This is a genomic window from Marinomonas sp. (genome assembly GCF_039940335.1).
In the GTDB taxonomy this organism is placed as follows: Bacteria; Pseudomonadota; Gammaproteobacteria; order Pseudomonadales; family Marinomonadaceae; genus Marinomonas.
Window position 1 is genome coordinate 48,410 of record NZ_JBDVGW010000015.1, and the last position, 24,509, is coordinate 72,918.

At 44.9% G+C, this 24,509-nt stretch carries 20 protein-coding genes; 2 read left to right on the forward strand and 18 right to left on the reverse strand.

Annotated features, from left to right (window positions below):
- Positions 1 to 5: 5 nt before the first annotated feature.
- Positions 6 to 515, reverse strand: a complete 510-nt coding sequence (locus tag ABJF92_RS14745) for a dihydrofolate reductase (protein WP_446816537.1) — start codon at positions 513 to 515, stop codon at positions 6 to 8.
- Positions 516 to 623: 108 nt separating this feature from the next.
- Between ABJF92_RS14745 and ABJF92_RS14750 the strand changes: the two genes are divergently transcribed.
- Positions 624 to 1,475 (forward strand): thymidylate synthase, encoded by an 852-nt coding sequence (locus tag ABJF92_RS14750; protein ID WP_446816538.1) that lies wholly within the window; start codon positions 624 to 626, stop codon positions 1,473 to 1,475.
- A gap of 76 nt (positions 1,476 to 1,551) precedes the next feature.
- Here the strand turns inward: ABJF92_RS14750 and ABJF92_RS14755 are convergent, their stop codons facing one another.
- From ABJF92_RS14755 to ABJF92_RS14775, 5 genes are all read right to left on the reverse strand, one after another.
- Positions 1,552 to 3,048: a methyl-accepting chemotaxis protein gene (locus ABJF92_RS14755; RefSeq protein WP_446816539.1), complete on the reverse strand. Its 1,497-nt coding sequence runs from the start codon at positions 3,046 to 3,048 to the stop codon at positions 1,552 to 1,554.
- A 124-nt stretch (positions 3,049 to 3,172) separates the two neighbouring features.
- A complete protein-coding gene (locus ABJF92_RS14760; RefSeq protein WP_446816540.1) occupies positions 3,173 to 4,846 on the reverse strand; it encodes a GGDEF domain-containing protein in 1,674 nt (557 codons plus the stop codon).
- 205 nt (positions 4,847 to 5,051) lie between these two features.
- Entirely contained in the window at positions 5,052 to 5,849 is a 798-nt protein-coding gene (gene lgt, locus ABJF92_RS14765; RefSeq protein ID WP_446816541.1) for a prolipoprotein diacylglyceryl transferase, read from the reverse strand.
- Positions 5,850 to 5,890: 41 nt separating this feature from the next.
- Positions 5,891 to 8,179: a phosphoenolpyruvate--protein phosphotransferase gene (gene ptsP, locus ABJF92_RS14770; RefSeq protein WP_446816542.1), complete on the reverse strand. Its 2,289-nt coding sequence runs from the start codon at positions 8,177 to 8,179 to the stop codon at positions 5,891 to 5,893.
- Between the two features lie 37 nt (positions 8,180 to 8,216).
- Positions 8,217 to 8,711: an RNA pyrophosphohydrolase gene (locus tag ABJF92_RS14775; RefSeq protein ID WP_446816543.1), complete on the reverse strand. Its 495-nt coding sequence runs from the start codon at positions 8,709 to 8,711 to the stop codon at positions 8,217 to 8,219.
- A gap of 135 nt (positions 8,712 to 8,846) precedes the next feature.
- On the opposite strand from ABJF92_RS14775, the gene ABJF92_RS14780 reads away from it, so the two are divergent.
- Entirely contained in the window at positions 8,847 to 9,503 is a 657-nt protein-coding gene (locus ABJF92_RS14780; RefSeq protein WP_446816544.1) for a histidinol-phosphatase, read from the forward strand.
- A gap of 65 nt (positions 9,504 to 9,568) precedes the next feature.
- On the opposite strand, the gene ABJF92_RS14785 is transcribed toward ABJF92_RS14780, so the two are convergent.
- The 12 genes from ABJF92_RS14785 to thrC form a co-directional block, all read right to left on the reverse strand.
- A complete protein-coding gene (locus ABJF92_RS14785; protein ID WP_446816545.1) occupies positions 9,569 to 10,765 on the reverse strand; it encodes a class I SAM-dependent rRNA methyltransferase in 1,197 nt (398 codons plus the stop codon).
- A 130-nt stretch (positions 10,766 to 10,895) separates the two neighbouring features.
- Entirely contained in the window at positions 10,896 to 11,969 is a 1,074-nt protein-coding gene (locus ABJF92_RS14790; protein ID WP_446816546.1) for an ABC transporter ATP-binding protein, read from the reverse strand.
- Positions 11,970 to 11,977: 8 nt separating this feature from the next.
- On the reverse strand, positions 11,978 to 13,555 hold the full coding sequence (locus ABJF92_RS14795) for an ABC transporter permease (protein ID WP_446816593.1): 1,578 nt from the start codon (positions 13,553 to 13,555) through the stop codon (positions 11,978 to 11,980).
- A gap of 296 nt (positions 13,556 to 13,851) precedes the next feature.
- The gene (locus tag ABJF92_RS14800; RefSeq protein WP_446816547.1) at positions 13,852 to 14,682 is read right to left on the reverse strand and encodes an HDOD domain-containing protein; all 831 of its coding nucleotides are present in this window, start codon (positions 14,680 to 14,682) and stop codon (positions 13,852 to 13,854) included.
- 137 nt (positions 14,683 to 14,819) lie between these two features.
- On the reverse strand, positions 14,820 to 16,013 hold the full coding sequence (locus ABJF92_RS14805) for a UbiH/UbiF/VisC/COQ6 family ubiquinone biosynthesis hydroxylase (RefSeq protein ID WP_446816548.1): 1,194 nt from the start codon (positions 16,011 to 16,013) through the stop codon (positions 14,820 to 14,822).
- Between the two features lie 52 nt (positions 16,014 to 16,065).
- Positions 16,066 to 17,370, reverse strand: coding sequence for an aminopeptidase P N-terminal domain-containing protein (locus ABJF92_RS14810; RefSeq protein ID WP_446816549.1), 1,305 nt, complete (start codon positions 17,368 to 17,370; stop codon positions 16,066 to 16,068).
- A gap of 20 nt (positions 17,371 to 17,390) precedes the next feature.
- A complete protein-coding gene (locus tag ABJF92_RS14815; protein ID WP_446816550.1) occupies positions 17,391 to 17,981 on the reverse strand; it encodes a UPF0149 family protein in 591 nt (196 codons plus the stop codon).
- A gap of 124 nt (positions 17,982 to 18,105) precedes the next feature.
- Positions 18,106 to 18,948: a bifunctional methylenetetrahydrofolate dehydrogenase/methenyltetrahydrofolate cyclohydrolase FolD gene (gene folD / locus ABJF92_RS14820; RefSeq protein ID WP_446816551.1), complete on the reverse strand. Its 843-nt coding sequence runs from the start codon at positions 18,946 to 18,948 to the stop codon at positions 18,106 to 18,108.
- 116 nt (positions 18,949 to 19,064) lie between these two features.
- Positions 19,065 to 20,792: a single-stranded-DNA-specific exonuclease RecJ gene (gene recJ, locus ABJF92_RS14825; protein WP_446816552.1), complete on the reverse strand. Its 1,728-nt coding sequence runs from the start codon at positions 20,790 to 20,792 to the stop codon at positions 19,065 to 19,067.
- A gap of 290 nt (positions 20,793 to 21,082) precedes the next feature.
- Positions 21,083 to 22,201 carry a GGDEF domain-containing protein gene (locus ABJF92_RS14830; RefSeq protein ID WP_446816553.1) on the reverse strand — a complete coding sequence of 373 codons (1,119 nt, stop codon included), beginning with the start codon at positions 22,199 to 22,201 and terminating at the stop codon, positions 21,083 to 21,085.
- A gap of 141 nt (positions 22,202 to 22,342) precedes the next feature.
- Positions 22,343 to 23,065 (reverse strand): 16S rRNA (uracil(1498)-N(3))-methyltransferase, encoded by a 723-nt coding sequence (locus ABJF92_RS14835; protein ID WP_446816554.1) that lies wholly within the window; start codon positions 23,063 to 23,065, stop codon positions 22,343 to 22,345.
- Positions 23,066 to 23,123: 58 nt separating this feature from the next.
- Positions 23,124 to 24,509, reverse strand: coding sequence for a threonine synthase (gene thrC / locus ABJF92_RS14840; protein ID WP_446816555.1), 1,386 nt, complete (start codon positions 24,507 to 24,509; stop codon positions 23,124 to 23,126).

A 24,509-nucleotide genomic window follows, 5' to 3' on the forward strand; every position in this document is an offset into this window, starting at 1 on the left:
CACTATTACGCTCCACTGCTTCTTTGGTACACAGAAAATCGGTAGTCATAAGGGTTCGGCCCTTCAGCTGCAAACGCCTCTTCGGCTAACAGAGTGAAAGATGGCCAATCTACTTGTGGAAAAAACGCATCCCCTTGGACTTCCGCATCAACATGGGTAATGTATAAACGATCCGCTTTTTCTAACGCTAGTTGATAGATTTGCGCCCCACCGATAACCATCACTTCGTCTTGGCCATTCACCAAGCAAATATCCTCTCCCAAAGAAATGGCGGCCTCTAAAGAACTGACCACATCCACCCCTTCCGCGCTGTAATTCGCATCACGAGAAATGACAATATTGCGACGGCCCGGTAATGGTTTACCAATGGACTCAAAGGTTTTTCGCCCCATGACAATAGGCTTACCCATGGTGGCTTGCTTGAAGTATTTAAGATCATTTGGCAGATGCCAAGGTAAAGCGTTATTGATACCAATAGTATGGTTAGTCGACATCGCAACGATAAGAGATAGCATAAAATGACCTTATTTTTCTGATACAATCAGCGACATTATACTGATAGCCATGCAGATTGCATTTTTTACGCAACACACAAATCTGCCAACAAAGAGTCCAACTGTCCTATGAATCAATATCTAGCACTGTGTGAACGCATCGTAAACGAAGGGGTGTGGGTCAATAACGAACGTACTGGAAAACGCTGTTTAACCGTGATCAATGCTGACCTCACCTATGATGTGGCGCAAGGTGAATTTCCACTTGTAACGACACGTAAAAGTTACTATAAATCCGCCATCGCCGAAATTATTGGTTATTTACGTGGCTATGATAATGCCGCAGATTTTCGCGCTTTAGGCACCAAAACGTGGGACGCTAATGCCAACCAAAATGAGGTCTGGCTCAACAACCCTTATCGTAAAGGTGAAGACGACATGGGCCTGTGCTACGGAGCTATTGGCCGTAATTTTCCCAAACCAGATGGCGGCCACTTAGACCTGCTGAAACAAATCATTGATGATTTGAGCAAAGGTGTGGATAACCGTGGGGAAATCTTAACCTTTTATCACCCGGGCGCTTTTCACATGGCTTGCCTACGCCCTTGTATGTACAGTCACCATTTCTCTTTATTGGGAGATACTCTTTACTTAAACAGCACCCAGCGCAGCTGTGATGTACCGCTAGGGCTAAACTTTAATATGGTACAGGTTTACGTTTTGCTGGCGATTGTGGCACAAATTACGGGCAACAAACCCGGCCAAGCCTTCCATAAAATCGTCAATGCACACATCTATGAAGATCAACTTGAACTCATGCGTGATGTGCAAATGAAACGTGAGCCTTACCCATTACCTAAGCTAAAAATTAACCCCGATATTAAAAGTTTAAAAGATGTAGAAACCTGGGTCACCATGGATGACTTCGAGATCGAAGACTACCAACACCACGAGGCCATCGCCTACCCTTTCTCTGTTTAAACCCAGTAAAAATGGCATATGAAGCTAACTTCATATGCCATTTTTAAAACCATTTAGCAAAATTTCACTTACTAACCTAAACCTTAAATACAGCCGCTTTGGCTTCATATTCCTTGGTAACTTTGAAGATGTCATCGCTACTGCGGTCAAGCTCGGTCATCATCTCGGAAAGCTGCTGAATTGCGTGAGCATTCTGGCTTACTTTGTCAGTAATCGAGGCAATAACCGTTTCTTGCTCTAGGGTATCTTGGGCAATTGATTGGCTAGAGCTGGACACACTTGCGACATCCTTAGCTCTTCTAGCCAAGCCTTCAGAAATGCTCAGCGCATGATCCACGTTAACACTGGTACGTCCTTTTCCGGACTCCATAGAAACCACAGTTTGGTCAACACTCTGATGTAATTTGGCTAACACACTTTCAATTTGATCGGTTGCTTCACTGGAGCGTTGAGCTAAGGTGCGAACTTCATCCGCCACCACAGCAAAACCACGGCCGGTTTCTCCTGCACGAGCGGCCTCAATGGCCGCATTAAGCGCGAGTAGATTAGTCTGCTCAGAAATACTACGGATGGACTGCAGTAAGTTGGTGATAGAACCCACATCTTGCGTCAACGCGTTTAAGTGGGTGGAGACGTTATCAATATCTTTGGCCAGTAATTCCATATCTCGCATAATAGTGAGTGCTTGCTCACTGTCTTTTATCGTCTCTTTCTCAAGCTCCATCACCACATGGGCTGACTGACTGCTATCTTGTGATACTTGGGTCATTGAGCGGGAAACTTCTGCAGAGGCTGCAGCAGCGGTTTGTGAACGATGCTTGCTCGCTTCGACACTCATGCTCGCTTCGTCAGTGATCGTGTGAATGGTATTACTGGACTCGACTAAGGTGATTGCTATTCGCTGATATTCCACAAACAAATTAGATAACTGAGTCAATAAATTGTTCAAAGCACGCTCGGCATTAGAGGATGGCTTCTCAACTCGGATCGAGAGGTCGTTGTCTACGGATATACGCTCGATTGCATCAGCAATTTTTATGTTTGCAGAGGACTCTTTTTTCATGATGCGAGCCATATAGATTAATACACCCGCTTCGGCTATCGCGAAAACACAATGAATTAGCATGATAGCCATACTATGATGCCCAGAAAATACCTTGATAGGCATTTCACCTAGGTGAACACCTGCCATTTGTACATACATGAAAATAATATGGTAAGCCGCAGTGGTGATGAGTGCAGCAACGATAGGCTGCCATTTTTGATAGATGAGTAAGACCACCATGGAAGCAAAGATATGGAAATGCATTTCAGTGAGACCTAACTGGCTTTGTATCAGTAAGGAAGACACCAGCATCATTATCACGCCGGCTAATACAGAAAAAATTAATCGCCCTTTGAAAAGGCTATAAATAAGCTGCGTGCTAATAAACACAAATACTGAGGCGATTAAAGAAAAACTAAAAAGTCCTGCGCCTAGTAAACCACTTATGAGTAAAACGGGAATTTGCGTCATCAAAGCTCGATAAACAAATAAGTCATTTTTCAAGGTACGTTCCGTAGAAATGTTCATAATCGGCTCCAGCAAATAATACCTGTAATATATTTCTTTTATTATAGGTATTAATCGTGATTCCAGACAGTTCTATCGCATTGAATTAACTAGAAAAATGAATAATGAATTTATCTAGCGTTCTTTAATTACGCTGTTTCTTCTCCTGATACATTTCTTTATCGGCTCTAGAAAGCAACTGTTCTAAGGAGTCCTGCTCTTTAATCTTGGCGCAGCCCACACTAAAACTAATGTGTACTTCTTGCTCACCAAGCTGAAGCCTAAAAGACTCACGATCTTTTAGTAAACGCTTTAATATTGCTTCCTTCTTGTCCTGCTCACAATCTTTAATAAGCAACAGGAATTCATCGCCACCCCAACGCGCCGCTTCGCCATGGTTTATCACAGTACTTTGGAGGTATTCGGCTAACGCTACAAGCAGCTGGTCTCCCATAGCGTGGCCGTATTGATCATTTACTCGCTTAAAATCATCCACATCAATCGATATCAAACTAAACCCTTGCTGGCTCTCATGCCATTGTTTTAAGGCACCAGTTAGATGTTTTTCAAAACCTCGTCGATTATACAAATTTGTTAAAGGGTCTAGAGTAGATAAGCGATTGAGTTCTTGGGTACGTTCAGCGACCTTTTTCTCCAGACCTGTTTGGTAGTCAACGATGGTTTCAGACATTGTTTGAAAGTGGCTAATCAAGCGCTTGATTTCAAGCCCTGAGAAACGATGTAGCTTAGGAGGACGATAATTGTTTTCTTCTAAGGTCGATATGGATAAATCTAGCGCTTCTAATGGTTGTGTAATTATCATGCGCACTAGAAAATAAAAAATAATTAGCGCACTCAGAAAACTAATTAAGAAGACAACTAGCAAGTCTGAAAATTCGGTCCAGGGCAAGAATTGGTTAATGTCTATGAAGTTCACCTGAAACCAATCTATTTCTGGAATGTATATGACACTTGCCAGTAGCCTATTACCTTCCTTATAAACAATGCTCATATCCACTGTATTTGGCGTACTACGTGCATTCTCAAAGCTGCTATGCAATCTTAGCTTTGAGTCGGCATCATCCAATAATTGAAAGACGGTTTTTTTGTCCTTGAGTTGTTTTGTAACAGAGGAGAAGTTAATTAACTCTTCTTTTTGGTGGAGCTGTATGGAGCCTTCGTAGTTGGTAAATATCACAGCGGAATAGATATCCTGTTTTGCCACCATTCGTCCGAGAAACTCAGACAAATCTAATCCAGTTCCTACTACACCAACCACCTCACCATCCACCCGAATAAGGACGTCACTCCAGAGCTTAACAACGCCTAATTCAAGATCGGGATTCACGTTTAAGTGAAGGTCTAGTTGCTTTTCCATAATACTGTAGAACCAAGCATCTTCTGGTTTACTTTGCTCTAAAGTGTAACGATAAAAATCTTTTTTTAATTCCTGACTATCGCTATCACTGTAGTAGTAATGATTATTTTTTTGTAAAGCAATAAAGTAGGAGTTATCTGCAAATCGGTGCCGGAAAGCTTCGGTATCGTGAAAAGCTTGTTGTTGCAGGTTTTCATTGTCAGGCTGAAGCGCCCAAGCTTTTAATGAGGCTAACTCCGCAAACTCTTTTGACAGTTCTACTTCCTGAATGAGAGGCAGTAAGTTACGAACCTTGTCATACCGCAATTGTTTTTCAGCGTATATCTCAACCCATTTGGTGATAATCTCTTCGGCTAAGACTTTCATGGATAACCATGAAAATAGCCCGGTAAGCAATATAATAGCGGCCGTGAAAATGAAAAATCGCGATTTAATCGTCATAATCTACCAAGCTACCTAAAACAAGTTGTTACATTATCATAACAAATAACCCCCTAGGTGGAACTTAAACAGACTATTTATTGGACACTTTACTGTTAAAAATAATTGTAACCATCAATGTATCAGCATGTAAAAAGGGTATTTAGTTTCCTAAATACCCTTAAAAATTTCGCTCTAAGCAATTAATAACCGTTTATCTAAGCAATTAACTTTTCATCTTAGACGCTTTTTTAAAGCCGTAAATCACTAGGGCGAGTCCGCCGATTACCATAGGTAGTGAAAGTAGCTGTCCCTGTGTTAGCCAGTTGAAAGCCAAGTATCCGATTTGTGCATCGGGCTCACGAACAAACTCTACTAATATACGGAAAATGCCGTAGCACAATAGGAACATGCCAGAAACACAATAACGTGGTTTAGTTTTCTGCGAGAAGAACCAAAGGATAGCGAAGAGCGCGACACCTTCTAAAGCAAACTGATAAAGCTGTGATGGGTGGCGGGCTAGCTGTAATGGGTCATGTGGGAAGACCATTGCCCATGAAACATCCGTTGGCTTGCCCCATAATTCTCCACCGATAAAATTACCAATTCGACCCGCACCTAAACCAATTGGCACAAAAGGCGCGATAAAGTCTGTTACATCAATAAGGTGTTTATTATAACGACGAGCGAAAAGGCACATAGCAGCTATTACACCCAGTAAGCCACCATGGAAGGACATTCCCCCTTCCCAGATTCGAATCATGATCATTGGATCGTCTATAAAGGATGGGAATTGATAAAATAGAATGTAGCCAATGCGCCCCCCTAGGATGACCCCCATCGCACCATAGAAAATCACATCACTGATCATTTCGTTGGTCCACAGGCCATTCGAGCGCTTTGCTCGATAGCTGCCTAACAAATAAGCTCCAGCGAAACCTATAAGGTACATAATTCCATACCAGTGCACAGATAAAGGACCTATCGAAATAGCAATAGGATCAATAGAAGGGTAAGTAATCATAATGTAAAACAGGCCTTATCTGTGTTCGAGGAATATATCGATTAGTGAACAGTGGAGGTTTTGGTTGGGCGAATTAGGCGCTCAATGTTGGCTTCACGCATTAATCGCGTCATGGTTTCTCTGACGCTTTGTGCATGATTTAGTTCCATCACTTGCTGCAACATGTTTTGCGCTTGAGCCATGGAGATATTGCGAATCACGGCTTTCACTTTGGGAAGACTTGTGGAGCTCATAGACAGTACGTCATAACCCATAGCCATAAGTAATATTGCCCCCATTGGATCACCGGCCATTTCACCACAAACGCTCAAGCCCACATCACAACCTTCAACTTGTGAAGCAATACTTTGCAAAGCATGTAGCACCGCAGGATGGAAAGAGCTGTACAGGTCCGCCACACGAGGGTTGTTACGATCGACTGCCAATAGGTATTGAGTTAAGTCGTTACTACCAACCGAAAGAAAATCCACTAAGCCGGCATAAGCTTTGATTTGGTAAACAGCAGCGGGGACTTCGATCATTACACCCACTCGTGGCATACGCACATCAAAGCCCTCTTCGATTACCTCATCCACCCCACGACGAATGAGTGCTAACGCCTCTTCTACTTCTTCCACACTGGAAATCATTGGCAGCATGATCTTTAAGTTGTGTAATCCAGCACTGGCTTTAATCATGGCTCGAATTTGCGCCATGAAAATTTCTAAGTGATCCAGTGTGACTCGAATACCACGCCAGCCAAGAAAAGGGTTTTCTTCTTTAATCGGGAAATACGGCAACGCTTTATCGCCACCTATGTCCAAGGTACGCACGGTTACTGGTGCAGGGGCAAAGCCCTCAAGCTGTTGACGATAAATTTGGACTTGTTCTGCTTCGGTTGGGAAACGGTCACGTACCATGAACAAGACTTCAGTACGATAGAGACCAATCCCTTCGGCGCCACGGTCTAGTGAGCGAGCAATATCTGCAGACAACCCCGTATTCACATACAGAGCTAAGCGCTGACCATCAAGGGTTTCACAAGGTAAGTCTTTTAGCGTTTCGTACTCTTCTTCTAAGAGTCGCTCTTCATCAACGATTTGTTGGTAATGCTCAATCAAAGCTTCAGAAGGGCTGGTAATAACCTTACCCTGATAGCCGTCAACAATGATGTTCACTTTATCAAGCTGCGCATACGGAAGGTCTAATGCTCCCATCACTGTTGGGATACCCATGGCTCTTGCTAAGATGGCAACGTGAGAGTTTCCAGAGCCCATCACAGAGACCAAACCTTTGATCTTTTCAATAGGCACTTCCCCCAACATAGACGCGGTAAGCTCTTCACCTATGATAATAGAAGGCTCACTAAATTGTTCCGCAATATTGGGGGCTTTCTCTTGCAAGTGGGACAGTATACGACGCCCTAAATCTCGTAAGTCGCTCGCACGTTCACGTAAATAAGGGTCATCCATACGATCAAACAAGGCTATGTGAGTACGGATAACTTGTCTTAATGCTCCTTGAGCCCAATTGCCTTCAAGAATTTTCTTCTCTATTTCATTGGCAATGGAATTGTCATTAAGGATTTTAAGGTAAACGTCAAACAGTGCTTTTTCATCTTCCGATAAATGCTGACTTAAACGACTACTCGCTTGGCGAATATCTTGTCGAGTCGCTTCTAAGGCATGGTGGAAAGTTTGAATTTCTTCCTCTGGATGGCTAGTTTTTCGATCCGGAATCACATCCAAATCTGCCGATGGAAAGACCACCACACCACGACCAATTGCTACCCCTGAGCTGCCAGGCACGCCTTTGTATTTAAGGTCAGACTCTACCGGCTCAGCATTGTTGTTCAAGCTGGTCATCGCGCCCGTCGCTTCAGCATGGGCAATAACGCCTGCCAGTTGGGCAGAAAGAGTGATTAGAAAAGCTTCTTCGCCTTCATCAAAACGACGCTTATCTTCATGCTGAACAACCAACACACCCAGCACTTTACGATGGTGAATGATCGGTACACCGAGGAATGAGCGGTAGCGCTCTTCTCCTGTACCATTAAGATAATGAAAGGAAGGGTGAATATGAGCATCATCAAGGTTTACCGGCTCTGCACGGCGACCAACCAGACTCACCAAGCCTTCGTTTTCTTTTAGGCTAACGCTACCCGCTACATCGGCATTGAGGCCTCGGGTAGCCATGAGCACATATTCGCTACTATTTGGGTCCACTAGATAGATAGAACACACTTCAGCGCGCATGGCTCTACGTACGCGGCGGACAATGATATCCAAAGCGCTCGACAAAGACTCTGCGGCCGTTACTTCTTGTGTTATTCGTCTTAGCAAACTTAGCATAGCTCTCCCATCGCTTAGCAGTTATCGGGTGTTACAATCATTTTTTGTTTTTTTCAATCCAACGATGTGCATTGGGTATTAATTCCTTTAATGCCCGTCGATATACATCTTTTTTAAAGGCAACTACCTGACCTAAAGGGTACCAATAACTTACCCAACGCCACCCATCGAATTCCGGCGTTTCAGCCCCATCCACGCACACGTATGTGTCTGCACAACGAATCGACAAAAGAAACCATTTTTGCTTTTGTCCTATGCACAGGGGCTTAGAATTGTGTCTTAACATACGCTTTGGAAGACGGTAACGTAACCAACCTTTGGTTTTCCCTACGACCTCAACTTGGTGAGGTTCTAGTCCTATTTCTTCTTTTAACTCTCTGTACAACGCTTCTTCTGGCGTTTCATCGGACTTGATGCCACCTTGGGGAAATTGCCACGCATTTTGTCCTACACGTCGCGCCCATAACAGTTGACCACGCTCGTTCATCAATATGATGCCTACATTCGGTCTATATCCGTCCGCATCAATCACGAGCAATCACCTTTTAAGATAAGAATAAATTCCCCTCATTGTTCCATAATTCCCCCTTCTTCACAATTAACAGAGGTGTTATTTATTGTCTGCAAGGCTATACTTTGGGCACTTTCAACCGACTAGGGACAAACAGTGACTCTTGCAATATTTGATTTAGACGGCACCTTGCTAAGCGGCGACAGCGACTACAATTGGGGACAATTTTTGGTCGAAAAAGGCTTAGTCGACACACAAGTTTATAAGCAGGCGAATGACCGCTTCTTCGAACAATACCAAGCCGGCACTCTAGACATTCATGAGTATCTTGCCTTTAGCCTAGCACCATTACGTGACTTCAGCCCAACCCAGCTAAGCCAACTTCACCAGGATTTCATGGTCGAGAAAGTCGAGCCAATGATGCAAGAAAAGGCCCATGCGTTGCTCAAACACCACAAAGAGCAAGGGCACTTTTTATTAATGATTACGGCAACAAACCAATTCGTAACAGGGCCTATTGGTGAAACCTTAGGCATGGATCACATTATCGCCCCAGTACCAGAAGTCATTGACGGCCAATACACAGGTAATATTGTGGGCATTCCTAGCTTCCAAGAAGGCAAGGTGACGCGCTTAAATGAGTGGCTAGAGCAAACAGGCCATAGCATGGAAGGCAGTTATTTCTACAGTGATTCTCGTAATGACTTACCGCTATTAGAGCTGGTAACTCACCCCATCGCCGTCGATGCTGACGACACATTGACGCAAATTGCACAGCAACGAGACTGGCCGCATATCTCTTTGCGCGACTAAATAAACCCCAAAAAAATGCGCTGCGAGTTTCTCCTGGCAGCGCATTTTTTATGGCTAAGCGAAGGCTACAACCCCATATTATTATGAATGCGGTAGAACAAGGCCTTTAGGTATTCTGTTTCATCAATAGCAGGATGCACAGGGTGATCTGGCGCTTGCGTACCACGGTAAATAAGCTGTGAGAAACGTTCAAGTTGGCGACTATTGCTTCGCACTATATCGTGTAAACGGCTGGTTTCTAGGTGCATAGAGCAAGAACCAGAGACCAAAATACCGCCCTTGGCGACCAAACGCATCGCCAGCTGATTGGCTCTATGGTATGCCCCTTCACCTGCCTTAATGTCTTTACGACGGGCTATAAACGCCGGCGGATCCATCACCACCACATCGAAACGCTCTTTGTCTTCAATTAAAGACTGCATGGCTTCGAAGGCATCGCCTTGCATTAGATTGGCATTGCCTTCGTATTGGTTCAGATTTAAATTTTCTGTGACATGATCCAACGCACTTTGGGAAGCATCAATAAAGGTCACATCGGTTGCCCCTGCTGAGGCGGCTTGTACACCCCAGCCACCCACATAGGAAAACACGTCTAATACGCGCTTACCGTCACAGAATCCCTGCATGGTTTTACGGTTTTCTCTGTGGTCATAAAACCAACCCGTTTTCTGACCATCCCAAACCGGTGCCTGGAAAAGAACATCATTTTCTTGTAAATAAACGACTTCTGGCACGGTTCCAAAAGCTTCTTCTACATAGGAATCCAGCCCTTCAATTTGACGCATCTTACCATCATTTTTCATCAAGATAGCAGAAGGCTTCACAACATCTTGCAAGGCTTCAATAATTTCGCTTTTTACGCGCTCCATCCCTGCCGTGGATATTTGCACCACCAAAATATCAGCAAAACGATCGACAACAAGTCCAGAAAGACCATCGGAATCACCAAACACCAAACGATAGTAAGGCGCAGGGTAGGTTAAATCGCGTAAAGATAAGGCAATTTTTAAACGATGAACCAGAGTCGATTTATTTAATACAGTATCTGTATTACGGCTAATTAAACGACCACAAATCAAAGTATTAGGATTGATAGTCGCAATACCTAAGGCTTTACCTTGAGCTGTTTCTACGACAACTTGATCACCTGGGGCAAATTGTTTTAATGGGGTTTCAGAGGTGTTTACCTCATTACTGTAGATCCATTGATGCCCAGCTCTAATACGGCGATCTGCCTGACCTTTTAGTCGAATAACGCTCAATTGTGTCACCTAGTTTCATTTAAAAAGGCCATTATAAATGCTACACAGGCAATTGCTATCTATATAGGGTTTTGACCACAAAAAAGCCCACACTGGGTGGGCTTTATATAAAACACTCTCGGCATACCGCTTACTGTTCTGTTTCGAACATCACGAGATGGTCCAACTTAACGGTTAACCCTATTTGCTGGCCAACGGCATGATTGTGATGGGAGGAAGCGAAACAAAACACCACTTTGCCTGAGGCTAGCTTCACTCGATACAGAAAATGCGAGCCTTGGAACCATTTACTGATGATTAACCCTTGGGATTCACTGTCATCATCATGAAGAATGTCGTCAGGACGCACCAATAGCTCTACTTTGCTGTTGTTCGCAAAGCCATGATTTAATTTGCCACGTATTTGCCCTAGATCAGAATGTACGCAGTCTTCTCCGCACACTGTGGCAGGCAAGAAATCACCATGACCAATAAAGCTTGCGACAAAGCGAGTAGCCGGTTTGTGATAGATCTCGTAGGGCGTGCCAGTTTGGTGGATCTCCCCTTCGCTCATCACCGACACTTGATCGGCCATAGAAAAGGCTTCCATTTGATCATGGGTAACCAAAATAGCACTCATCTTTTCATGCAACAAAATATTGCGAACATCGGGCACAAGCTCTTCGCGTAACTTAGCATCCAGCCCTGAAAAGGGTTCGTCCATCAGCAGAAGCTTTGGTCGTGGGGCAATGGCGCGAGCTAACGCAACTCGCTGTTGTTGACCTCCTGACAAAGAGTGCGGGTAACGCTCTTCAAAACCAGAAAGTCCGACTAAACTAAGTAACTCTCTAACTCTGGCTTTAACGTCTGTAGATGACCAAGCGCTTAATCCGAAGGCTATGTTTTGCGAGATGCTCAAATGGGGAAATAGCGCGATGTCTTGAAACACCATGCCTATTCCTCGATTCTCTGGACTCTGCACAAAGTCTGGATTGGAAATCACCTCACCATCCAAAGAAATACTGCCAGACGTGAGAGGTTCAAAACCGGCAATGGCTCGTAATAGTGTTGACTTACCACAACCGCTTGAACCTAAAAGACAGCCAATCGTCCCTTCTTTTAATGAAAAAGACACCTGCTTTACGATGGCAGTATCGTCATAACTCACACCGACATTTTCAAGAGTAATGTCTGTTAGGGGTGAGTTTTCTAGTGGCTGACTCATATTTTTTCCTATTTCGACTGTTCAATGCGCGATGAGATAGAACGGCTCAATAATATCACTGGAACCAACCCCACCAGCACTATCATCAAAGAAGCCGGAGCGGCGTCAATTAATCGCTCATCAGACGCTAATTCAAAGGCCCTAACGGCCAAAGTATTAAAATTAAAAGGACGCAGAACCATGGTTGCAGGCAGTTCTTTCAACACATCTACAAAGACGATCAAGATGGCAGTGAGCACAGAGCCTTTTAAAAGAGGAACATGGATTTTAAGCAGCACTTTACTCGGCGTTAACCCCAGCGAACGACCTGCCATGTCCATACTGGGCTTGATTTTACCTAAGCCATTTTGCACCGCCCCAAGCGATACCGCCATAAACCTCACCGTGTAAGCGAACAATAATGCCACCAGCGTACCCGAGAAAATCAGTCCAACCTTGCCGTCCGTATAGTTTTTTACCAGTTCGATAATTCGATGGTCCAGCCAAGCAAGAGGGACAATCGTACCAATCGCAATAATGGTGCCGGGCAAAGCATACCCAAGCCCAGCCACTGTGACCGAAGTCGTCACACTACGACTCTTATTTAGACGTACCGCGTAACTTAAAACGAGGGCGAGCCCCACCACAATTAAAGCCGCTAAGGCGGCCAGATAAAAAGAATTCCAAGCCAACTGTACAAAGTCACTACCAATAGGCTCTGCAAGAAAAACAGCCCAATAAGCCAACACTCCAGCAGGAATAGCAAAGCCAAAAGAAATGGGGAGGAGGCACATGAACATCGCACCAATACCCACTAAACCAGTGAGTTTAATATGCTTTTGATTGGCTTTTTTGATACCAGAGGTATGGTAGCGGATGCGTCGACGAGAGTAACGTTCTAGTAAAATGAGTACCGTGACAAACATCAGCAACACACCCGCTAACTGGGACGCCGCCGCAATGTCACCAAAACCATAATAGGTACGCAAAATCCCTGTCGTAAAGGTACTCACACTAAAGTATTGCACCGTGCCGTAATCCGCGAGAGTTTCCATCAACGCGAGGGTAAGGCCTGTCACAATAGCGGGTCTGGCCAGTGGTAAACCTAACTTAAAAAAGGCACTCACATTCGAACAGCCCAAGGTTCTTGCCACTTCTAAGGTGTTCGCTGACTGCTCTAAAAATGCCGCGCGTGCCATTAAATATACATAGGGGTACAACACCAAGGTAAGCATAACAATGGCGCCGCCTAGCGAGCGCACTTCAAAGAACCAATACTCGCCATAGCCTAAGCCGGTTAGCTGACGAATCATGGTTTGTACTGGGCCAGCAAAGTCCAGCACACCCGTATAGGTGTAAGCAATGATATAGGCTGGTACTGCCATAGGAAGTAACAGCGCCCAAGACAGCCAACGTCGTCCAGGGAATTCACACATGCTGGTAAGCCACGCACAGGGTACGCCGAGTAATAACACCCCAGAGCCCACACCAAACATCAACCATAATGAGTTGCTAACATAATCAGCAAGGACAGTTTCATAGAGGTGCTGCCAAACGGCATCATTGGCATTAAAAAGGTTAACTAACACTACTAATATGGGGAGCATTAACGTAGTGGCGGTCACAATGGCTGCGATTTTTAAAACGTTTATCTTAGATCTTTTCGCCAACTGAGTACGCGTGAGATTAAGCACTATGAAGCAAACCTACCAAACCATGAAACAAAACGCGGCTCCGCCAATTCAAAAAGAAATAAAATCACAAACAAGAACCATTACAAACCAAATATGTTGTTATCGCACTCAAAATAATTCTTAACGTGCAGGGAAGCAAATAGAGATATCTAACAGATTGCACCTCTAGGAAGACGATAGAAGCATCTCGTCTTCCTGCGATACTCAGACTAAATGAGTTGATCTAGGCCATTATCAAGAGACAGCGCATCGTCAAGTTCATAAACAATACTCTCGGGCAAACCCGCGGCTTTTGCTACTGCCATGGGAAAACCTTCTCGTACAAGATCGGCATCACGCTCATTACGAACACAGGCATTCAAGTAACAAGCAAGATTCAGTACACAGGCTAGCGGCATAGGCTCATCTGCAGAGAAAGGTCGCTTGTGCTCACCAACCGCTCGGCTTAATAACTCTGGTAAACGCCAAAACTCTAATAATTTTTGCCCGGCCAACTGGGAAGTAAAGCCAAAGACATCTTCCTCTGCTTTCATTCGGCTGGCACGTTTATTGGCGACAGTATCTTGCACCTGAATCGCCAATTCTGGCTCAGCTAGATGCACTAAAAGTCGGCCGATATTGTGAACAATACCCACGGTAAAAGCTTCGTCTTTATCAACCAAATCAGTGTGATGCGCCAACCATTGCGCTAGCTCAGCTACATGAAAAGAGTCTGACCAAAAGTCTGGTAGTTTAATTCCTTCCACATCGCTGACTGAGTTGGCAAAACCCGATGCAATCACGAGCGTTTTCAGTTTATCCATGCCCAGCAATACGGTTGCTTCATCAATAGATGAAATCTTACGAGATAAGCCAAAATAAGCCGAGTTCACTACTCGTAACACTTTCAATGAAATAGTCTGATCGTGGGTAACTCTCTCCGCGATCGTATTGTAGTTGGCATCAGGATTACTTAACAACTGAACCAGCTCACGAACCACATCAGGTACATTTGGGAGCTTATCACTTTGTTTTAGTAAGTCTTGAACTTGCATGGGCATGATTTACCGCCTTAATGAATTAAAATCTATGCTGTCTCAAAAAAGCTCCTTTTTAAGAGCACAGCAATTTAAATGTAAAGATGGATACTGAACGATAATATAGCGTAAATAAAAAATCATTGGTATCTAAGTTGGGCTTATTTACCACCCGCTCTGGACATCAGTCGGGTCTTCAAGGCTGGCTGCCGATGTACGCAACTCATAGCAAGATTTCGCCCTTGTACAAAGAGCGGGTGCTGGCTACTAAAGGCTCGCTTAAACAACTCCATACCCATCGACATGCTAATGTTGTCGAGCATACAAGCACGTTGATAGCGGCGTAATACTTTTTCGTCCGCGAGAGATTCTCCACGTCGAAAAGCCTTAGAAAGAACCTGTGCTAAGGCTTTCACGTCGGAGAATCCTAAGTTTGCGCCCTGCCCTGCCAAAGGATGAATGGTATGGGCAGCATCACCGATCAACGCAATGCCCGGTTTCACGTATTGTTTCGCATGGCGCTGCCTAAGTGGAATCATTTGACGTGGTCGAGTCATACCCACCACGTCAAATTCACGATTAATCGCATAATGCACACGCTGGCAAAAAGCTTCGTCATCCAAGGTCATCAGTTGTTCTGCATCTTCAGGTGAGACTGACCAACCAATGGACACAAAATGCCCCTCTGAGGTACTGGGCAAAGGTAAGAAAGCCAACACCCCTTCTTCGCCAAAACTTTGCCAAGCCGTATTTTGATGGCTTTGAGCGATTTGTATGGTGGCAACGATGGCATGATGCTGATAATCCCATTCGAGAGTATCGAACTGATTGCCCACTCTTAATTTGGACAAAGCTCCATCCGCCCCTATCACCACCTGAGCCCCCAGCAGAGCCCCAGAGGCAAGGGTGATCTTTGCACCGGCAGAAGAGATTTGATGCTCAGCTAGACTTTCACCTAGATACAAATCCACATTGGACAAACGTTTAATTTGCGTCATCAATTGATCGCATAACACGGTATTTTCGATCATATAGCCCAAGACTGAGCGCTCCGTGGTGACGGCATCAAAATCAATGAACCCTTGGCCTAGCCCATCCCACACGGCCATTCTTTGATAACCCGTGTAGCGATTTGGGTCAATATGTTGCCAAACACCCGCTTCGTCAAATAAGTCTTTAGATTGGCTGGATATAGCGCTTACTCGAGTATCGTAAGCAGGTGGCTGAGCAAGCTGGTAGTTACCGTCGTGTTTATCAACAAGTGCAATACGCATAGACGACTTTGCTAATAAAACGGCCGCTAATGAGCCCACCATACCGGCGCCCACTATGATCAAATCGTACTGTTTTGCCATCTTTGCCTCTTTAATTCGCCCCACTCAACCATACTTGAGAGTGTCAATTCTGCTAACCCTTAGACATCAGGGCTTCAATTTCTGTAATTTCTTTCGCTAAGCCGTGGGTGAGTACATAAGGGCCTTGCTCACGGATCAGCACATCATCTTCGATACGAATGCCTATGCCGCGCCATTTCTTGTCAACTGATAGATTATCCTTGCTGACATACAAACCCGGCTCAATAGTTAACACCATGCCAGCCTGCAGTGGGCGAGATTCCCCAGCTACTTTATAAGTACCGCAGTCATGCACATCTAAACCTAACCAATGCCCTGTATTATGCATGTAAAAGTCTCGGTAGGCTTTGTTCTCGATCAAGGCTTTTGGTTCGCCTTGCAACAAACCAAGATTTACCAGTCCTGTGGTTAACACCTCCACAGCGGCATTATGAAAAGCTTCGTAAGCCGTGCCCACCTGCAATTCTTTGAGTCCGGCATGGTAAGCATCTAACACCAGTTGATAGAGTGCCGCTTGAGGCTCACTGAATTTACCATTGGCAGGAAAGGTACGCGTAATATCTGCCGCATAACAACCAAGCTCGGCACCCGCATCTATCAATACCAAATCGCCCTCTGCAATTTCTTCATCGTTCTTAATGTAATGCAGAACGCAAGCATTGGCTCCAGAGGCAACAATATTATTGTACGCAGGCTGACGCGCGCCGGATTTCATGAACACATAATTCAACTCAGCTTCTAACTGATATTCATACATGCCTGGGTGCACACTGCTCATAGCCTGTTGGTGAGCGGCTACACTAATTTGCGCCGCGCGTTCCATAATGGCGATTTCTTCGGCATCTTTGATTAAGCGCATGTCTGCCACCAAAGGTTCCAAATCCTGCATGTGTGTTGGCGCTATCGCCCCCGCTCTTGCTTTCGCAGCCAGAGCATCTCGCCATTGAGCTATTTGCTGTTGTAACTCTGCATCAGAAAATAGATAAACCACTTGTTGAGCGCCATTTAATAAGTCGAAAGCGGTTGGAGCGAGTTCTTCAATAACAGCGGCTTGAGCCGCACCAAAGGTTTCGATAGCGCCCTGACGACCATGACGGAAGCCTTCCCATTGTTCCTTCTCAGGATCTTTAGGGAGGGTAAGTAAGGTAAGCTCGCCTTCGCCACTGATAAAGGCATAGGCACTCGGTTCAGGAAAACCGGTTAAATAGAAAAAACTGCTGTGGGGGCGGAATTCATAATCACAATCATTATTACGGGTAGCCAACTCTCCCGTTCGCAGCACCACAACGCTCTTTTCAGGCAATTGCGCCATCAAGCTTTTGCGTCGCTCTAAATAGGTGTGACGACTAATTTCCATGTTTTCCCCCAGTCATAAATTTAATGCAATGCGTTTTGCTTGCTGTGATCCACGTCGGGTTTCACATCAAAGTGTTCAGCGTACATCATCATAGCGGACAATCGAACGTACTCAACCAATTCCGTCAGATCCGTTTCGTTATCGTTGTTATCTTCTAGCACACGCATTTCTGCCTGCATTCCAGAAATATTGGCAAAATCACGCAAGATTTGCTTTGTTTCATCCGTAAGGGCGTTTTTCTGCCCAGAAAGGCCATAACCCGCTAAGAAACCATGAGCCCATTGAGAAAGGGTAACACCTCGTTCGCATAATTCCGCATCATCATCACTAATACATGGAATTAAGGCGTATTCACCGTTCTGATAAAGCGTTAAGGTCGAGGTGTATAGCTCGACAATCGCAGCTCGGCTCGCTTCTTCTTTCCAGCTTTCGATATCACAGAACTCCACTACCATCGTCAACCAATCTTCTAGCGGCAGGGTCACGCCAGACGCTAGGTAACCACATAACTGACCATGCAGCTCCGCGGGAGACGCAGAGATAGACTCCACAACAAAAACGTCCGCGATGAGATCAAAATCTAACGCATCTTTTAACATTTCAGTGGACATATTATTACCTTTTCACTGCTGTTGATTTGGGGCAAAAAATAAGCCGTACCTCACGGCACGGCCTATTTTATCATTGCTTGGCTTATAACTTATATGAGTCTTGCCATAAGCAGATTCAAGCCGCTTATCCGATCTGCTTTAAGCCAGACTCTAGTGTTTGTAGAATCAGGGTATTGATCGTCATCGGGCCCACACCACCAGGTACTGGGGTGTAAGCAGATACACGGTCAGTGAGAGGTGCCAATTCGATATCGCCCACGCCACCTGGGTGGTAGCCGGCATCGACAACCACTGCGCCATCTTTGATCCACTCAGCTTTAATAAATTCAGGCTTACCGACAGCGCCAACAATGACATCAGCTTGTTTGATAAATTCTGGCAAGTTTTGAGTACGAGAATGACAAATAGTCACTGTCGCATTGGCGTTTAGCATCATCATCGCCATCGGCTTGCCCAAAATTGGACTACGGCCAACAACCACAACATGCTTACCCTCAAGAGGCACATCGTAAGCTTCCAACAAGCGCATGATGCCTGCTGGCGTTGCTGCGCCATAAGCTGGCTCTTGCATGGCCATACGACCAAAACCAAGACAAGTAACACCGTCGACGTCTTTGTGTGCGGCAATAGCATCGAAACATAGACGCTCATCAATTTGCTCAGGCACTGGGTGCTGTAGCAAGATACCATGTACATCTGAATTATCGTTCAGACCTTGAATGGTCTCTAGCAATTCTTCTGTGGTGGTCGTTTCTGGCAGTTCAATGGCCATAGAGTCCATGCCCACTCGACGACAAGCATTACCTTTCATTTTCACGTAAGTTGCAGAGGCTGGATCAGCACCAACCAAAATGGTGGCTAAGATAGGGGTGCCGCCCGTGCGCTCTTTAAGTTGAGCCACTTGAGCTTGTAGGCGAGTTTCTGTTTCTTTGGCGCAAAGTTTACCGTCGAGCAGTAACGCAGTCATGAAGTAGCTCCAATGTGATTGCATGATATTTGAAGGTGCACATTATACCTCAAGATTTCCCACGATATGCAGTACACAGACAATTTGTTCGGCAATTTTTTAGTCTTGCACGCCAATCACTCTGCCATTTCTAGATGGTCGATTAATAGCTGCAAGTTACGTTGGCCGCGAAATTCGTTTATTTCAATTTTATACACCAAGCGTAACTTTTTGGCGGTTTCATTAGGCCACTTGTTGAGATCGACAAAAAAACTAATACCATCTAACAACACACCACTCTCAGGCTCTCTTAACATAAGTTTTAAATGTTTTTCTGCTACTAAACGTTGTTGTAAGACTTCAAATACACCATCAAAACAAGGCTCAGGAAACGCTTGTCCCCAAGGTCCAGCCAAACGTAATTGATCAGCAAAACTCAAACTAAAATCTTCTGGAGCCAAAGGACCATCGGTGTAGATGCAGGCTTCCAGTTGATCTTCTGTCACCCACTCACTAATGATGAGATCGAACGCAAGACGAAAAGCATCGTAGTGAGCTTCTTTAATCGTCATGCCTGCCGCCATCGCATGACCGCCGAACTTGCTTAATAATTGTGGGTAGCGCTTAGCCAGCAAATCCAGAGCATCGCGGATATGCACCCCAGGTATGGAGCGGGCGGAACCTTTAATATCACCATTGTCCGTGCGGGCAAAGGCGATCACTGGACGGTGGCACTTCTCTTTCATTCGCGAAGCGAGTATACCAATTACCCCTTGATGCCAATCTTCGTCGTAAAAGCACATACCATTCGGTAAAGCATCCTCTTCTTTAATCAAGTCTACTAACGCTTTTTCCGCCTGCTCTTTCATGTCCGATTCAATGGCTTTACGCTCACGATTGAATTGATCCAACTGTTGAGCGTATTGCCTTGCTTGCTGAGGATTATTGGTGAGCAAACATTCTATTCCAACGGACATATCATCTAATCGGCCTGCTGCGTTTAATCGTGGCCCCACCACAAAACCTAAATCCGTCGCCTTTATTTTATCGGCCTCACGCTTGCCTATTTCAAGTAACGCAAGAATCCCCGGACGAGCAACCCCAGCCTGAATACGTCGCAAACCTTGCTGAACTAAAATGCGATTATTCTCATCCAGAGACACCACATCAGCCACTGTACCCAAAGCCACCAAATCTAAGTAATCAGCCATTTTTGGCTCAAGGATATGCTGATTAATGAACCAATCACGACGATTAAGTTCAGCCCTTAAAGCTGACATGACGTAAAATATCACCCCTACACCCGCAAGGTTTTTACTGGCAAACTGGCAGTTAGGGTGATTAGGATTCACTATGGCATCCGCTTCCGGGAGGGCATCCCCCGGTAAATGGTGATCTGTCACCACCACCTTCATACCATGCTGTTTGGCCGCCAATACCCCTTCGATACTGGCAATACCATTGTCCACTGTCACCAAAACATCTGGCGATTTAGCTTTCGCGACTTCCACAATTTCGGGCGTTAACCCATAACCGAACTCGAAACGATTGGGTACCAAGTAATCTGGGTTGATCGCTCCCATTGCCTCAAGTGCCAATATGCCCAAGCTAGTACTTGTTGCTCCATCAGCATCAAAGTCGCCAACAATCAGTATTTTTTCACCAGCCTCAATAGCATCCGCCAAAATGTTGGCGGCAGCGGTCAAATCAAACAGCGGATCAGGGCGTAATAGTCGCGGCAAGCGGTAATCCAGCTGCTCCATTGAGCTCACCCCACGGGACAAATAGACTCGTTGCAAGGTACTAGATATGTTACGGGGAAATTGTGTATCGACAGAAGGGACAGGGCGACGTTCAATGCGCATAGGAAACTCAATAGGCAAATAGGATTTTGATTATCGCCGAAAGCATATCATGAATACTGAGCAACGTCGTAACACCTGACACTTTCATTAGGCTGTAGATTTCATCATACAAATAAACAAAGAAACGTTGACTTTCCTCTGCCAGAGCATTAATTTGGTTATTAATGCAGCAGCTGATCTTTAAAAAGGCTAGTTATTGCATTGCCCAGCCCGCAATCGGTTTTTAAAGTCGATTGGCGGGTTTTCTATTTTTGGAAGCGTATTTAAAAAGGATTAGCTAAAATCAACGGTTAGATTTTCCCAATAACGGTCTGATTTCGTCCTGACTCTTTTGCTTGATATAAACCATTATCAGCCAACTTAAGGGCCATTTCTAAAGGCGTCTCTCTGTCCATTGAAGCAACACCAATACTGATTGTGAGGTGTAAATTTTTACGCTCGGAAACGAATCTGTGGGCTTCAACGCTTCGACGCAGGACCTCGGCCATCTCATAAGCCTGATCTGTAGTAACACCACCAACGCTGATTAAAAACTCCTCACCTCCCCACCGTGCCGCAGCACAGGCAGACCATTCTAGCTCTTGAATCACCTTAGCAAGCTCTTGTAAAACGACATCACCCACACCATGTCCAAGTGAATCATTCACTCTTTTAAAATAGTCCACATCAACCAATAGCAAGTGCCGACCAACACCATCACAAACTGCTAACTGCTTAAGTAAACCGCGACGATTAAGCAAACCTGTCAGCATATCGGTTTCCGCTAAGTGCTCTAACTTCTTTGAGGTACTCTTCAACGCCTCGTTGTATACCGTCATGGAATATTCATAAATACCTGACAAAAACACGACGACTAGAAAGGATAACAAAACTCTTAATTTTAAAGCGTCTGAATATTCATAAGCTTGAAAACCAAAGCGTGACAAATACATCATTCCAGCCAACGCGGCGGTAAACACGGCTATTTCAATAAGGCCCTTTTTTAAGCCATTAACGAATAAAGCCACAGCAGGTACACAATATACCCACAGATGCCCAGTTCCCTCGATACCGCCAAAATAGAACAAGCCTAACATCAATCCATAAAGTGGGTAGATGATGAGACCACCTGACAATTGATGGTTATGAGTAAAGCGTAATAAAAGGTGATTGCAGCCATAGATGACAGCCACACTAACAAGACAAACCCCAAGAAACAGCCTGCCGTTAAAAAGAGAGGAAAGACCCAAAGGTAGGGTAAAAATAAGACCAACCAGTGAAAATAGGTTAATCATAAAGACTCGACGAGAGCCTTCTGACTTAGCACCATCAGATAAGCCGACATAAAGAAACTGACGTAAATCTAATATACTTTTAATACTCGGCTGTTCCCTTACACGGGAAACCGTCTGTGGTTCGTTACTGTCCATGACTGTCCTTTCTATGCATTTACAAAATGCATGCTTTTCAGATCATGACCATGTTACAGCAAAGTCGTTTTTCAACCTCTAGGTAACTACATATACAAACATTTAATTACAGTTTGTTACGTGTAAATCTTATTTTATGTGCTATGTGACAGGATACAAACGAGAGAGCAATACAGGGACGACAGTTTCCACTTTTAAGATTCGATCACCTAGATGCACAGACTCCATTCCTGCCTCATGCCACTTAGATACTTCAAATTCATTCCAGCCTCCTTCAGGACCCAAAGCCAACACACAAGGCTCCTGCAAGCCCACAGGACAGGCTTCAGCCTGATAGGGGTGCGCCAACAAACCTCGCTTATCACGTAGAATATCAGGCAATTGGTCTTCCACAAAAGGTCGAAACCTAGGTACGAGATGCAGCTTTGGCATTAATGTGTCCCTCGCTTGCTCCAAGCCTTCCAACAAGCACTGTTGCAAGGATTCTTGTACCAATACAGGACTTTGCCAATAGCTTTTCTCTACTTTTGCGGAGTGAATTAAATACAATTCCTTCACTCCCATCGCCGTAATGTTATGCAAAGTACGCTTGAGCATATTAGGGCGAGGTAGCGCCATCACTAAGACTATGGGTAAAGGCGCAGGTGCAGATTGAGACAAGCTTAGCGAATGAATGAAACCTGGTTGCAGCTCTTGTGGCGCTTGATAAACCCCTTGTCCCATCTCACCATTTAATACGCCAACCCGCAACATATCACCAGACTTAGGTTTAATCACTTTATCCAGGTGTGCTTGTTGCCTTTCGGACAGGACATATTGCCCTTCAGCCAACTGAGAGTGAGGGTCTAATAAAATAAGATTCATATAGCGGTTTAACCTAGAGGATAGGAAAAGTGGCCAGAGGGACTGGCCACGGTATTAACTAGATATTTTCAGCAACAAATGATTGCACAGCGGCGAGGTCATTATCAATCACTGAGTAGGACTCTTCCCTTTCAAACAAGTCTGCCATGTGGGCAGGCAAACTTGGCGAATCACAACCAGCTTTTTCCACGGCTTCCGGGAATTTAACCGGATGCGCTGTCGCTAAGGTAATCATAGGAACAGCCTTATCCTTCCAGCACTGACGAGCCGCTTCTAAACCAATAGCGGTATGCGGATCGAGCAAGTATTGCGTATCAGCAAAGACCTCAGAAATCACCTCACAGGTGCGTTCATCATCAACCTTATAGCTGTCAAAGTGACTCTTCACAAAAGACCAAGCACTGTCTTTCAGGTTAATGTCACCTTGATTGAAGCGCGCCATCAGCTCATCTAGTTCGTCACCATTGCGCTCATGAGCATCAAATAACAAGCGCTCGAAGTTGCTCGACACCATGATGTCCATACTTGGCGAAAGCGTTTGGTTAAGCGCTTGGCGGCTCATATCATTTTCAGCAATAACACGGTGCAAAATATCGTTTTGGTTTGTCGCCACAACAAGTTGATCAATCGGCAAACCCATTTTCTTCGCGAGGTAACCTGCAAAGATGTCACCAAAGTTCCCAGTAGGCACAGAGAAAGACACTTTACGATGAGGTGCACCAACCGCCAGCGCAGAAGAGAAGTAGTAAACAATCTGCGCCATAATTCGCGCCCAGTTGATCGAGTTCACCGCCCCTAACTTCGCCCCTTTAAGGAAAGATTGGTCTGCAAAACTCGATTTAACCATACCTTGACAATCATCAAAGTTGCCTTTCACTGCAATGTTAAATACGTTGTTATCAATGACTGTCGTCATTTGGCGACGCTGCACTTCAGATACACGCTCAAATGGGTGCAAGATAAAGATATCTAGATGTTCAGAGTGACGACAACCTTCAATTGCAGCCGATCCGGTGTCACCAGAGGTGGCACCAAGAATCACCAATTTCTCTTTGCGCTCAGACAGCACATAATCCATTAAACGGCCTAGCAACTGCAGAGCAAAATCTTTGAACGCCAACGTTGGGCCGCGGAACAACTCCAATACCCATTCGTTTTTAGCCACTTCCACCATAGGAGCGATCGAGGTATGAGTGAAGCCCGCATAGGCGTCTTCAATCATGGTTTTAAAGGCATCTGCAGGAATTTCACCTTCAACAAAAGGCCACATTACTTTAAAGGCTAATTCTTGGTAGCTTAACGAAGCCCAAGAGGCAATTTCTTCTTTGCTGTAACTTGGCAGGGTTTCTGGTACATACAGACCACCATCGTTAGCCAAGCCAGCTAGTAACACATCACCAAAAGATAAAGCCGGCGCTTTACCTCGAGTTGAAATATATTTCAT